15 protein-coding genes are annotated in these 12,777 nt (G+C 67.9%); 12 read left to right on the forward strand and 3 right to left on the reverse strand.

Annotated features, from left to right (window positions below):
- Positions 1 to 1,001 (forward strand): LCP family protein (locus BRW65_RS17790; RefSeq protein ID WP_244168126.1); only part of this gene is annotated, 1,001 nt, incomplete at its 5' end.
- On the opposite strand, the gene BRW65_RS17795 is transcribed toward BRW65_RS17790, so the two are convergent.
- Both BRW65_RS17795 and BRW65_RS17800 read right to left on the reverse strand, forming a co-directional pair.
- Positions 998 to 1,822, reverse strand: coding sequence for a glycerophosphodiester phosphodiesterase (locus tag BRW65_RS17795; RefSeq protein ID WP_073876843.1), 825 nt, complete (start codon positions 1,820 to 1,822; stop codon positions 998 to 1,000). The genes BRW65_RS17790 and BRW65_RS17795 overlap by 4 nt on opposite strands.
- The gene (locus BRW65_RS17800) at positions 1,819 to 2,865 is read right to left on the reverse strand and encodes a DUF4328 domain-containing protein (protein WP_073876845.1); all 1,047 of its coding nucleotides are present in this window, start codon (positions 2,863 to 2,865) and stop codon (positions 1,819 to 1,821) included. Before BRW65_RS17800 ends, BRW65_RS17795 begins: the two co-directional genes overlap by 4 nt.
- Positions 2,866 to 3,319: 454 nt before the next feature.
- Here BRW65_RS17800 and BRW65_RS31775 point away from each other — a divergent pair, with 454 nt between their 5' ends.
- The 9 genes from BRW65_RS31775 to rraA all read left to right on the forward strand — a co-directional run bounded on the left by BRW65_RS31775 (position 3,320) and on the right by rraA (position 9,033).
- Positions 3,320 to 3,475, forward strand: a complete 156-nt coding sequence (locus BRW65_RS31775; RefSeq protein ID WP_167374059.1) for a hypothetical protein — start codon at positions 3,320 to 3,322, stop codon at positions 3,473 to 3,475.
- A gap of 146 nt (positions 3,476 to 3,621) precedes the next feature.
- Positions 3,622 to 4,245 carry a superoxide dismutase gene (locus BRW65_RS17805; RefSeq protein WP_067279219.1) on the forward strand — a complete coding sequence of 208 codons (624 nt, stop codon included), beginning with the start codon at positions 3,622 to 3,624 and terminating at the stop codon, positions 4,243 to 4,245.
- 194 nt (positions 4,246 to 4,439) lie between these two features.
- Positions 4,440 to 4,973, forward strand: a complete 534-nt coding sequence (locus tag BRW65_RS17810; protein ID WP_073876847.1) for a peptidase — start codon at positions 4,440 to 4,442, stop codon at positions 4,971 to 4,973.
- Between the two features lie 611 nt (positions 4,974 to 5,584).
- The gene (locus BRW65_RS17815) at positions 5,585 to 5,983 is read left to right on the forward strand and encodes a helix-turn-helix domain-containing protein (protein WP_073876849.1); all 399 of its coding nucleotides are present in this window, start codon (positions 5,585 to 5,587) and stop codon (positions 5,981 to 5,983) included.
- A gap of 137 nt (positions 5,984 to 6,120) precedes the next feature.
- A complete protein-coding gene (locus tag BRW65_RS17820) occupies positions 6,121 to 6,777 on the forward strand; it encodes a DUF6474 family protein (RefSeq protein ID WP_073876851.1) in 657 nt (218 codons plus the stop codon).
- A gap of 23 nt (positions 6,778 to 6,800) precedes the next feature.
- Positions 6,801 to 7,481 (forward strand): YcnI family copper-binding membrane protein, encoded by a 681-nt coding sequence (locus BRW65_RS17825; protein ID WP_073877032.1) that lies wholly within the window; start codon positions 6,801 to 6,803, stop codon positions 7,479 to 7,481.
- The gene (locus BRW65_RS17830; protein ID WP_073876853.1) at positions 7,478 to 7,987 is read left to right on the forward strand and encodes a copper resistance CopC family protein; all 510 of its coding nucleotides are present in this window, start codon (positions 7,478 to 7,480) and stop codon (positions 7,985 to 7,987) included. Before BRW65_RS17825 ends, BRW65_RS17830 begins: the two co-directional genes overlap by 4 nt.
- A 96-nt stretch (positions 7,988 to 8,083) precedes the next feature.
- Complete coding sequence (locus BRW65_RS32680; protein WP_073876854.1) at positions 8,084 to 8,524, forward strand: Rv3852 family protein; 441 nt, start codon at positions 8,084 to 8,086, stop codon at positions 8,522 to 8,524.
- Between the two features lie 29 nt (positions 8,525 to 8,553).
- Complete coding sequence (rraA, locus tag BRW65_RS17840) at positions 8,554 to 9,033, forward strand: ribonuclease E activity regulator RraA (RefSeq protein WP_073876856.1); 480 nt, start codon at positions 8,554 to 8,556, stop codon at positions 9,031 to 9,033.
- Here rraA and BRW65_RS17845 read toward each other — a convergent pair.
- Entirely contained in the window at positions 9,030 to 10,499 is a 1,470-nt protein-coding gene (locus tag BRW65_RS17845) for a flavin-containing monooxygenase (protein WP_073876858.1), read from the reverse strand. The two genes, rraA and BRW65_RS17845, sit on opposite strands and share 4 nt — an antisense overlap.
- 76 nt (positions 10,500 to 10,575) lie before the next feature.
- Here BRW65_RS17845 and BRW65_RS17850 point away from each other — a divergent pair, with 76 nt between their 5' ends.
- Together BRW65_RS17850 and dinB are read left to right on the forward strand one after the other, a co-directional pair.
- Positions 10,576 to 11,217, forward strand: a complete 642-nt coding sequence (locus tag BRW65_RS17850) for a TetR/AcrR family transcriptional regulator (protein ID WP_073876860.1) — start codon at positions 10,576 to 10,578, stop codon at positions 11,215 to 11,217.
- A gap of 260 nt (positions 11,218 to 11,477) precedes the next feature.
- Positions 11,478 to 12,683, forward strand: coding sequence for a DNA polymerase IV (dinB, locus tag BRW65_RS17855; protein ID WP_073876862.1), 1,206 nt, complete (start codon positions 11,478 to 11,480; stop codon positions 12,681 to 12,683).
- The last annotated feature ends 94 nt before the right edge of the window (positions 12,684 to 12,777 follow it).

Genomic DNA, 12,777 nt, shown 5'->3' on the forward strand with positions numbered 1-12,777 from the left:
CACCACCGCGGCCCACCCCACCAGGCGCGCGTCGCCGGCGCGGCTGGCGGCGCTGGATCAGGACGCTGGCTTCGACCCTGGTGATCGGCTCGCTACTGGTGGGCATCGCCGTCGTGTGCGGCGCCGTCTGGTTCGACAGCCGGCTGCACCGCGACGAGATACTGACCGACTACCCCGGACGCCCCGGGCCCGGCCGCGGCACAAACTGGTTGCTTGTGGGCTCGGACAGCCGCCAGGGGCTCAGCCCCGAACAGCAGGAGGACCTCGCCACCGGGGGCGACATCGGCAGCAGCCGGACCGACACGATCCTGCTGGTGCACCTGCCCGAGTTATGGTCCGGCGGGCGGGTGACGTTGGTGTCGATACCCCGCGACTCCTACGTCCCGATCCCCGGCCACGGCAAGGACAAGATCAACGCAGCCTTCTCGATGGGCGGGGCATCCCTGCTGGCCCAGACGGTGGAGCAGGCCACCGGGCTGCACCTCGACCACTACGCCGAAATCGGGTTCGGCGGATTCGCCGGCGTGGTCGACGCGCTCGGCGGCGTGACGATGTGTCCGGCGATGCCCGTCAACGATCCGTTGGCCGGCATCGACCTGCCCGCCGGTTGCCAGAAACTCGACGGCCGCAACGCGCTCGGATACGTCCGGACCCGCGCCACCCCCCGAGCGGATCTGGACCGCATGGTCAATCAACGACAGTTCGTGGCGGCGCTGCTGCAGGCCGCCGGTCGGCCCGCGGTGTGGCTCAATCCATGGCGTTGGTACTCGGTGCCGCGCGCGGTCGCCGACGCCCTGACCGTTGACCGCGGCGACCACGTGTGGGACCTGGCCCGCCTCGGCTGGGGGCTGCGCGGCTCCCCCACGACGTTGACCGTTCCCATCGGCGAGTTCACCAGTGGCGATGCCGGATCGGTGGTGGTGTGGAACCACGACGAAGCGAGCCGACTGTTCGAGGCACTGGCCACCGACGGGCCCGTCCCCACCGCTCCGCCGGACTAACCGCCGCCCGCGCCGGCCAGCCCGTTCTGCAGGTATGCCTTCGTGCGACCCGGGTGGTGGGTGGCGAGCCACGCCACCCCGACGTCTCGGCAGAAGTCGAGGTCTTCGTACTCGTCGACGTTCCAGCAGTACACCGCCCGGCCCTGGGCTATCGCGCGATCGGCGAGTTGGGGATATTCCTTCAACGCCGCCAGCGAAGGCCCGACGGCGGTGGCGCCCACCGCGGTGGCCGCGCCGCTGGTCAGGTAGCGCGCGGTCTTGGCGAGCAGCACCGTCGGGAGCAGCGGCGCGGCCCGCCGGATCCGCCAGACCGCGGCCGCCGAGAACGACATCACCACAGCACGGGACCGGTCGGCGGAGGCGGGCGCGGCGATGCCGAACCGGTGCAGCGCCGCGAGCAGCTTGGTTTCCACCAGCGAGCCGTACCGCACCGGGTGCTTGGTCTCGATGAAGAGCTTCACCGGCCGATGCCAGTCCAGGACGAGCGACACCAGGTCGTCCAGGGTCAACAAGCTGGTGTCGCCGTGCGTGCCGTCTTCGCGCCAGCTGTCGTGCCACGCCCCGTACTCCAGCTCGCGCAACTCGGCGAGAGTCATGGTGCTGACCAGACCGGCCCCGGTCGACGTCCGGTCCAACCGGCGGTCGTGGACACACACCAGGTGGCCGTCCCGGGTCAGCCGCACGTCGCATTCCACGCCGTCGGCCCCCTCTTTGAGCGCGAGATCGTAAGCGGCCAGCGTGTGTTCGGGACGCGCCGCCGATGCGCCGCGGTGGGCCACCACAAAGGGATGCCCGGCGAGCACCTCCTCGGCCGACGTCATACGCGTAATGCTGCCGCTTCCCGCCCCTCCAGCTCAACCGGAGCCGGCGTCGGCGCCCGATCTTCGGAGACCACAACCCAGCGGTGCGCCGGCCGTTCGACCGGTTTGCGCTCAAAACCCTCGAAGACCCGGGCCGCCGCGGCCACCGTCAACGCCGCGAGCAGGTAGGCGAAGACCATCGTGATGGTGTTGTTCGCGATGCCTTGGGCGTCCCTGGCGAAGCTGGTCGCCATGGCGAAGACGGAGACCAGGTAGCTGGCGACCCACGCGACCCACCACTGGACAATCGGGCGGCGGATGCGGGCGTAGTGGTCCTCCAAGATCGCCAGCTCGATGACGTAAACCGGTGCCCACAGCAGGTTGGCCAGCGGCACGACGCATCCCGCCCACAACGCTCGGGGGGACCGCGGCTCCGGCAGGCCATGATGCGCGAACGCTGCCGCACGGCGGGCGATCAGCCACAGGATCAGCATCGCCCCGGACGCGAGCACCGCCGCGACCGCGGCCACGCTGGCCAGCACACCGAGCCAGTCCGCGCCGGCCGCGACCCAGGAGTTCAGCAGGGTGTTCCGGTTGACGATCAGCAACGCGTAGCGCACGACGTAGACCAGGGCCGCGACACCGAGCACGAGCACGCTCACGAACAACGTGGTTCGAATCGTCGGCGCCGACGGCCCAGGACGAGTGGGAGTTCCGGCCGCCGCGGCCGTTGGCTCGACGCGGTCGGCCAGACCCCAGCGCGGCATCATCGCATAGCGCGGCGTCGGGCCGAGGGGACGCCGCCCACGACGGGGAGGCGGGGCGGCGCCGGGCCGCACGGCGATCCAGCGGAAGCCCGGCGGCAGCCTCGGCGGGGTGCGCTGCCAGCCCCTGGCCGCGGGCGCTCGGCTCGCAGGCGCCGCAGTGTGCGGGCCCCAGCGCGGGTCGGGCGCCGGCGCGTCCGCCAGCGGCGCCATCAAGGCTCCCCGGCAACGTGGACACCATTCGCGCTGCCGTTCGCGCACGTTCCACCGAGTGCCGCATTGGGAGCACACCTGGATCACCGGACCAGCGTAGCCTCGCGACGATCGCTCCGCGTGCGGCGAGCTACGGGGTGCCGCAAGACCCTCAGAAATGGGTGAAGGCCAACCGCCGGCTATCTATTCAGCCACCCCGACTATCCACAGTTTCCACAGGTTTATCCACATGCGGTTATTGGGTATGGGACGCGTTACTACAGCTTTATCGGCTAGCCGTGGTTGCACATGTGGATAACACCGCGGTATTGACGCATGCGTTAGATGGCCCAGAACGGTCCCTGAGCGAAATGGATTGCCTTACTAAGCATCCTCGGGTTGCGCTTTCGCCGGCCCTTCGGACGGCCGCGCGGCGGCGGCCGGCCCGCAGCTTAGAGTTCTATTTTCCAAGCCCGCCCCAAAGCGCTATGATCGCGTTCGCGCAAAAATTGTTGTGATTCACCTCACTACCGCGAGGTGAGGAGCGGGTGAAAGGCGATTGATGGCCACACATTCGTTCGGCCCCGGTTCTCCGGCCCCGTCGAAGTCGTACTCGGGCTCGGCCGCGTGGAATCACAGCTACAGCGTTGCCGCATTGCGCGCGGGGCTCATCGCGCTGGCGTTGCTGGCGGTTCTGCTGCTCATCGTTCTGTCTTGAATCGGCGCTGAACGGGTACTCGCCTTCCGGCTCATCGCGGTCATTCTTGCGGTCCGCGCAGTCATGGAGCAGGGTTGTCTACGGCTGGCCGCCGCCTTGGCAGGCTCGCGAATGAGCGTTAGAAGACAATCGAAGAAAGGAACCCCGTGGCTGAATACACCCTGCCCGATTTGGACTGGGACTACGCAGCGTTGGAACCGCACATCTCGGGTCAGATCAACGAGATCCATCACAGTAAGCACCACGCCACATACGTCAAGGGCGTGAACGACGCCGTCGCCAAACTCGAAGAGGCACGGGCCAACGACGACCACGCCGCGATCTTCCTGAACGAAAAGAATCTGGCGTTTCACCTCGGCGGCCACGTGAACCACTCGATCTGGTGGAAGAACCTGTCGCCGGACGGCGGCGACAAGCCGACCGGCGAGTTGGCCGCCGCGATCGACGACGCGTTCGGATCGTTCGACAAGTTCCGCGCCCAATTCAGCGCTGCCGCCAATGGACTTCAGGGTTCGGGCTGGGCGGTCCTGGGCTATGACACCCTCGGGAACAGGCTGCTCACTTTCCAGCTCTACGACCAGCAGGCCAACGTCCCGCTCGGCATCATTCCTCTGCTACAGGTCGACATGTGGGAGCACGCCTTCTACCTGCAGTACAAGAACGTCAAGGCGGACTACGTCAAGGCGTTCTGGAACGTCGTCAACTGGGCCGACGTACAGAAGCGGTACGCTGCCGCCACGTCGAAGACCAACGGACTGATCTTCGGCTGAGCCGGATCTCGATCGGCAGGGGCGTCGCGCGGCTGCGCGGCGCCCTTGCCGTTTGCGCGGTTGGCAATTGGGCACTCCGAGAAGGTGTGCGCCTTTGGCCGTGTCGGGTTGCACGGCACCGAACCCGCAGGCATGCTTGGTTATTCGAGTTACCAGTGTGGTTAATCGGACGGAGGCGTCGCGCGGAGGTCGAAATGGAGACTGGGTCTGACCGCCCGATAGGGGTTTCCCCTTTCCATGCTCGTGGTGCCCTAAAAGGGTTCGTGATTTCTGGGCGGTGGCCTGACTCGACCAAAGAGTGGGCCCAATTGCTGATGGTCGCGGTCCGAGTCGCATCACTGCCCGGATTGCTCTCCACTACAACGGTGTTCGGCGCCCGCGAGGAACTCCCCGAGGAGCCCGAGCCGGGCACGGTCGGCCTGGTGCTCGCCGAGGGTACGGTCTTCGGCGAATCGGCAATCCCGCCGGGCTATTTCGCGGATCATCAGCCCCCCGCGCTGCTGATGTTGCACCCGCCCTCGGAGACCACGCCTTCCTTGCCCGAATGCAACGGCGCCGCGTCGGGATGCGTCCTGCTCCCCGGCTTGCCTTATTTGGGGCTCGAGCATCGAGCGGCTTGGGTGGAAGCGGAGGCCGACGGCACGATCACATCCATGGTGAGCCGCGTCGGAGTCGACCCCATCAGCCATCCCGATACCGCCATCCTCGCGATGCTGCTTGCGGCATAGCAATTTACTTCGGCGTGAATTACGAGACATAAGTTTTTCCGCAGCAGTCGCCGCATACCTGCGCTCGTACGATTCGGCGCGCGTGGCGTTCGATAAACCGCCCGACGATCCTGTGGCGGCACGCCACCGGCCCCAATTCGCTTTCGCTGCTTTGGTGCCGGAACGCCGCCGTTACGGCCTCTCGGACGCGGCCACCACGGCGGCCGCCGAACCCGGATTCACATATCCGGCGCATTCGCTGAGGGTGATTTCCGCCCATAGCCCGCGTCCGACAGCAAATAAGGCGTTAAGCAATCATAAATTGCTGCCCGGTTGCGGTGCGACCGCCCAGCACGCGTCCACCCTACACTTGGCCGGGCTGGCGACACCCGGCCCGCCACCTTGCACTGGATGCCGAATTCTGCGGATAACCTGTGAGTTTCGCTGATTTAGTGGACACCCCAGCGAATCAGTTAGACGCTCGTCAAGTGCGGTATCGGCAAGCACCAGCTACGCCTGGACCGAATCCTGGGGGGTTTGCACCTGTTTCGGGACACAAACCCCCGCTACCATGATCAGCAAATACACCCAGGTAATAGTTCACTTCTACAGCCCAGTGGAGGTCATATCCAATGAGCACGACGTTCGCTGCTCGCCTGAACCGCCTGTTCGACACGGTGTATCCACCGGGACGTGGGCCGCACACCTCGGCTGAAGTGATCGCGGCGCTCAAGGCGGAGGGCATCACGATGTCGGCTCCCTACCTGTCGCAGTTGCGTTCGGGGAACCGCACCAACCCGTCGGCGACGACCATGGCCGCCTTGGCCAACTTCTTCCGCATCAAGCCGGCCTACTTCACCGACGACGAGTACTACGAGAAGCTCGACAAGGAACTGTCCATCCTCGCCACGATGCGCGACGACGGTGTGCGCCGCATCGCCCTGCGCGCATCCGAGTTGTCCCCCGAGGCGCAACACGAGGTCATGCAGCGGGTCAACGAGCTGCGTCGCGCCGAGCACCTGGACGCTTAGCGGACACCCGGGTCCGCACCCGGCCGCCCGGCCCCTACCTGGAGGGCTCCGGCGCGCCCATCCCGATTAGGGTTGCTCACGGGATCGCGCACGCCCGAGAGCGATAGTCCACAAGAGACCGGGGAGGCGGTGAGGGTATGGGCCTGTTCCGCAAGCGAAAGAGTCGCGCGACGCGTCGCGCCGAAGCCCGTGCGATCAAGGCCCGCGCGAAGCTGGAGGCCAAGCTCGCCGCCAAGAACGAGACTCGCCGGTACAAGGCCGCCCACCGGGCGGAGGCCAGAGCCCTCAAGGCGCAGATCAAGGCCCAGCGGGACAGCGACCGCACCGCGCTGAAAGTCGCCGAGGCCGAACTCAAAGCGGCGCGCGAAGGGAAGATCTTGTCACCCACCCGGATTCGTCGAACCCTCACGGTGTCCCGGCTGCTCGCGCCCATCCTCACGCCGGTCATCTACCGGGCCGCCGTCGCGGCGCGTGCCCTGATCGATCAGCGTCGCGCGGACCAACTCGGGATCCCGCTGGCGCAGATCGGCCAGTTCTCCGGCCACGGCGCGCAGCTGTCCGCCAGAATCGCCGGGGCGGAAAAGTCACTGCGGACCGTGCAGGACAAAAAGCCGAAGGACGCCGAGACACGTCAGTTCGTGTCGGCCATCACCGAGCGGCTCACCGACCTGTCGGCGGCCGTCACCGCCGCGGAGAACATGCCGGCCACGCGCCGGCGCGCGGCCCACGCGGCGATCTCGGCGCAGCTCGACGGCATCGAGGCGGACCTGATGGCCCGTCTCGGGTTGAGCTGATCCACCGAATGCGCCGGCCCGGCATGTCGAAACGAGCGCGGCGCCTGGCCCTCCTGCCCGTCGCGGTCGTCGCCGCCCTCACCCTCTACGCCGTATCGGCGGCACAGCTGCCGGCGGCGTGGGCCCACGTCCATGCCAGCAGCGACAACCCGGTGCGCGGCGCCATGGCGATCGTCACCTTCCAGGTGCCCAATGAATCGAACACGGGCGCGCTGACCACCGCGCTGAGCGTCGCCCTGCCCAGCGTGCCCGCGGCGAGCACCGAAAGCGCCCCGGGATGGACCGCCAAGCTGGACCGCGACGCGGCATCGGGCACTGTGCGCTCGGTGACGTGGACCGCCACACCGGGCGGCGGCATCGGGGTTGACCAGTTCGCGCTGTTCCGCGTCTCGATAAAGCTGCCCGACACGGACGACGTCAGTTTCCCGGCCACGCAGACCTATTCCGACGGCACGGTCGTCAAGTGGGACCAGCCGCCGCAACCGGGCGGCGGCGAGCCGGAGCACCCGGCGCCCACGCTGACGCTTGCCGCCGGGCCGGTGGCGTCGCACGGCCACCATCCGCCCTCCGCCGCGCCGGCCGACCAGGCGACCGCGCCACCGCCGCCAAAACCCGCGGACAACACCGCCCGGGTGTTGGGTGGTGCGGCCCTGGTCCTGGCGGCGCTGGGAGTCTGCCTTGCGCTGATCCGCCGACGGGCATGAGGCGGTTGACGGTCGCCGCATGCGTCGGTGCCCTCTGGGTGATCGCGACGATGACCGCTCACGTGGCGTCGGCGCACGCCGCACGGGTGGCCACCGATCCGGCCGACAACGCGGTCCTCGCGACGGGCCCCGACCGGGTGAGCGCCACGTTCAACGAACAGCTGCAGACCACGTTCGCGGCCATGACGGTCGTCGGGCCCGACGGCAACGTGTGGTCCGCCGGCGACCCGGTGGTCCGCGGCGCGGTGGTCGGCATCGGCGTGCGCCCGTTGGGACCGGCGGGGACCTACACGGTGAACTACCGGGTCACGTCCGCGGACGGTCACGTGGTCTCCGGATCCTGGTCGTTTCGGCTGACGATCCCCGGCACGGGCACGCCCGGCCCCCCGGCCGCAGGTGGCGCGGCCGGGGCCCGGGACTCGGGGGTCCCGGTCTGGCCGTTCGTGGTGGTGGCGGTGGCGCTCCTCGCCGGAGGCGCCCTGTGGGCGGTGCGGCACCGACCGTGACCGGCGGCAAAGTCGCCCGGATGCCTGCTGGCATGATGGGTTCGGAGAACCCGCGTGGGCTAGAGAACTACTGAAGATTGCTCGAGGAGCGGCCGCATGGCAGACCCGCAGGATCAACCCAATAGCGAGCCCGACGGCGCATCCACCCCGCCGCCGGAAAAGAAGCCTCCGGCCAAGGCGGCCAAGAAGGCCGCTAAAGCCCCCGCCAAGAAAGCCCCCGCGAAAAAGGCGCCGGCCAAGAAGGCACCGGCGAAGAAAGCACCGGCGAAGAAGGCGCCCGCCAAGAGCGTCGAGCCTCCGGCAAAGGCCCCCGCACCCGCCCTCGAGGTGCAGCAGCGAATCGAAAGCAACGGCGACCTCGCCGCGGCCGCCAAAGACGCGGCCGCACAGGCGAAATCCACTGTGGACGCCGCCAACAACCCGGTATCGCCCGACGCCCCGATTGAGGTTCTGACCCAGTCCCGGTTGCCGTTGGTCGTCGCCCTGGCGGTCAGTCTGCTGGCGATCCTCTTGATCCGGCAGCTGCGGCGCCGCTGACCGGCCACCGAGCCGCTACGGTGTCAGACGTGACCGTGTCCTTCCAGCCCACCGCCGACCTCGTCGACGACATCGGCCCCGACGTACGAAGCTGCGACGTCCAATTTCGCCAGTTCGGTGGCCGGTCGGAATTCGCCGGACCCATCAGCACGGTGCGGTGTTTCGAAGACAACGCCTTGCTGAAATCGGTGCTATCCCAGCCAGGCGCGGGCGGGGTATTGGTCATCGACGGCGGCGGTTCCCTGCATTCGGCGCTGGTCGGAGACGTCATCGCCGAGCTGGCCCGCTCCAACGGCTGGGCCGGTCTCGTCGTCAACGGTGCGGTGCGTGACGCCGCCGCGCTGCGCGGCCTCGACATCGGCATCAAGGCGCTGGGCACCAACCCGCGCAAGAGCACCAAGACCGGTGCCGGTGAGCGTGATGTCGAGATCACCCTCGGCGGCGTGACGTTCGTACCCGGCGAGGTTGCCTACAGCGACGACGACGGAATCGTCGTCGTCAAACCCTAAACCGCAACCGGCGCACGCTTCTTCGCGAACCGCAGGCCCTCGTCGGCAACCTTGCCGCGACGGATCGTGCGCATGTCGAAGAAGTAGTTCTGCTTGAGCCGCCACGGCGCACGCGACCCCGACTTGGGCAGCATGTCCATCGCCCGCTGGAAATAGCCGGGACTGAAGTCCATGAACGGCAGTTCGTCGACGTCGTCGCCGGGATGCTGCGGCTCCACGAAGTCAAAACCTCCTGCGTCCATGTAGTTCAGTAACCGGCAGACGAATTCGGAGACCAGGTCGGCCTTCAGCGTCCACGACGCGTTGGTGTAGCCGAAGGTGATCGCGAAATTCGGCACGCCGGAGAACATCAGGCCCTTGTAGGTCATCAACGACGTCAGGTCGATCGGCTCGCCGTTCCTGGTGGGCTTCACACCGCCGAGCAGCTGCATGTTCAAACCCGTTGCGGTGACGATGATGTCGGCCTGCAGCTCCTCACCCGAGGTGAGTTTGATGCCCGTCTTGGTGAACCGGTCGATGGTATCGGTGACCACGTCCGCCTTGCCATGCCGGATGGTGCGGAAGAAATCACCGTCGGGCGCCAGGCACAGCCGCTGGTCCCACACGTTGTAGCGCGGCCCGAAGTGCCTTTCGACGTCGTAACCCTCGGGCAGCCGGCGCTTCGCCATCGTCATCAACGTCTTGCGCATGTACGCGGGAGCCTTCCGGGACAGCTGGTATTGGAAGGTGCTGAACGCGATGGCTTTCCAGCGATTTGCGATGTGCGCCAGGCGGTCCGGCAGCAGCCGGTTGGCACGTTCGGCGAAGGGGTCGACTCCGGGCAGCGATCCGATGTACGTCGGCGAGCGCTGCAGCATCGTGACGTGACCGGAGCCCGAGTTCACCAGCGCCGGGATCAGGGTGATCGCGGTGGCGCCCGAGCCGATGACGACGATCTTCTTGCCCTGGTAGTCGAGGTCCTCCGGCCAGTGCTGCGGGTGGACGATCTGGCCCTGGAAGTCGTCGGCGCCGGGGAAGGTGGGCGAATACCCCTCGTCGTAGTTGTAGTAGCCGGTGCACGCGAACAGGAACGAGCAAGTCATTTCGCGCTGCTGTCCGTCCGACTCGACGGTCAGGGTCCAGCGGTTCTCGGCATCGGACCAGTCGGCGGCCAGCACGCGCTGGCGGTAGCGGATGTGCCGGTCGATCTTGTTCTCGACCGCGGCCTCCCTGATGTAGGCCTTGATGTCGGGGCCATCGGCGATCGACTTCGCCGAGAGCCAGGGCTTGAACCGGAAGCCGAGGGTGAACATGTCCGAGTCCGACCGGATGCCCGGATATTTGAACAGGTCCCAGGTTCCGCCCAGGTCGTCGCGGCGCTCGAGGATCGCGTAGCTCTTGGTCGGGCAGCGCTCCTGGAGGTGCCACGCCGCGCTGATGCCCGAGATGCCGGCGCCCACGATGATCACGTCAAGGTGCTCAGTCATGCGGCCACGCTATCAACGGCCTGTCGACATAGTCAACAGGGTGTCGAGAATTTCGACGGCGTGTAAAGTAGCGGCCGTGACTACCGCCGGCCAGACTCGCGCCCTGCGTGGTCGTCGTGCGATCCGGCCCTCGGGCGACGACCGCGAGCAGGCAATCCTCGCCACCGCCGCGCGGCTGCTGGAAGAGCGGTCGTTCGCCGACATCTCGGTCGACGACCTGGCCAAGGGTGCGGGGCTGTCCCGGCCGACGTTCTACTTCTATTTCAAGTCCAAGGAAGCGGTGCTGCTGTCGCTGCTGGAACCGGTGATCGCGCGCGCCGATTCGGAGTTCGACGGGGCGGTGCAGCGACTGCCGGAGGATCCCCGCCGGGTGTGGCGAAACGGCATCAAGGCGTTTTTCACGGCGTTCAGCACGCACCGCCGACTGGCCCGGGCCGCGACCGAGGCGCTGGCGACCAGCTCGGAACTGCGCGTGGTGTGGCTGGGCTTCATGCAGAAGTGGATCGACCAGACGGCGGCCATGATCACCGCCGAACGCGGCCGCGGCGCCGCACCGGAGACCATCCCGGCGGTGGACTTGGCGACCTCGCTGAACCAGATGAACGAGCGCACCATGATGGCCGCCCTGTCCGCGGAGACGCCGGCGGTCGACGAGGGCCGAGTCGTCGACACCCTCACCCACATCTGGGTCACCAGCATCTACGGGGAATCCGGCTAAGCGGCGATCGCAAGCGCGGCGTTGGGGGTACCCCCGCGAAGCTGGGGGACCGGGCGATGGGGGTCGCCACCATTGGTAAGTGGCGATCGCAAGCGCGGCGTTGGGGGTACCCCCGCGAAGCTGGGGGACCGGGCGAGGCGGGTCGCCACCATTTGGTAAGCGGCGATCGCAAGCGCGGCGTAGTCGGGCGATGGGGGCACCTCCCGCTTGCGGGGACGGGTCGCCATCATGGAATGTCGTCACCCGGGCCATGCGAACATATGTTCGTGCGGTGCGAGGCGTCCATCCTGCACGCGGACCTGGATTCGTTCTATGCGTCCGTGGAGCAGCGCGACGATCCGACATTGCGCGGCCGCCCGGTCATCGTCGGCGGCGGGGTCGTGCTCGCCGCCAGCTACGAGGCCAAGGCCTACGGCGTGCGAACCGCGATGGGTGGCACGCAGGCGCGGCGGCTGTGCCCCCACGCCGTGGTCGTGCCGCCGCGGATGAGCGCGTACAGCCGCGCCAGCGACGCCGTGTTCGAGGTGTTTCGCGAGTGCACACCGATCGTGGAGCCGCTCTCGGTGGACGAGGCGTTTCTCGACGTCGGCGGGCTGCGCCGGGTCTCCGGAACACCGGAGCGGATCGCCGGACGGCTGCGCGCCGACGTCCGGGACCGCGTTGGCCTGCCCATCACCGTGGGCATCGCCCGGACGAAGTTTCTCGCCAAGGTCGCCAGCCAAGAAGCCAAGCCCGACGGGCTGCTGCTGGTGCCGCCCGATCAGGAGCTCGCCTTCCTGCACCCGTTGCCGGTCCGGAGGCTGTGGGGAGTGGGCGCCAAGACGGCCGAGAAACTTCACGCCCACGGCCTCGTGACCGTCGCCGACGTCGCCGAGCTGAGCGAGTCGACGCTGGCCTCGCTGCTGGGCGGCGCGATGGGGCGCCAACTGTTCGCGCTGTCCCGCAACATCGACCGCCGCCGGGTGGCCACCGGTGTTCGGCGCCGGTCCGTCGGGGCGCAGCGGGCGCTCGGGCGCGCCGGCAACACCATGTCGGCCGCCGAGGTCGACGCGGTGGTGATCAACCTCATCGACCGAATCACCCGCCGGATGCGTGCCGCCGGGCGAACCGGGCGAACGGTGGTGCTGCGCCTGCGGTTTGACGACTTCGGGCGGGCGACGCGGTCGCGGACGCTGCCGTGGGCGACGTCCTCGACGCAGCCGATCCTGGCCGCCGCGCGTGGGCTGGTCGCGTCGGCCGCTCCGGTGATCTCCGAGCGCGGGTTGACGCTGGTCGGGTTCGCGGTGGCGGGGATCGACCGCAGCGGCGCCCAGCAGCTGACGCTGCCCTTCGACGACGCCGACAACCGGCTGGCCATCGACGCGGCGATCGACCGCGTGCGCGACCGGTACGGCAAGTCCGCCCTGACGCCCGCGGTTTTGGTCGGCCGCGATCCGGGTACAGAGATGCCACATCTTCCCGACTGACGGGTTGTGCGTTTGTTCACCAATTGTTCTCTGTGGCAGGCATTTTCGATGATTTGAGGTTGATTTGAATCCGCCTCGCGGCACCGCTTGTGCG

Origin of the sequence: Mycobacterium paraffinicum (assembly GCF_001907675.1) — a bacterium.
In the GTDB taxonomy this organism is placed as follows: domain Bacteria; phylum Actinomycetota; class Actinomycetes; order Mycobacteriales; family Mycobacteriaceae; genus Mycobacterium; species Mycobacterium paraffinicum_A.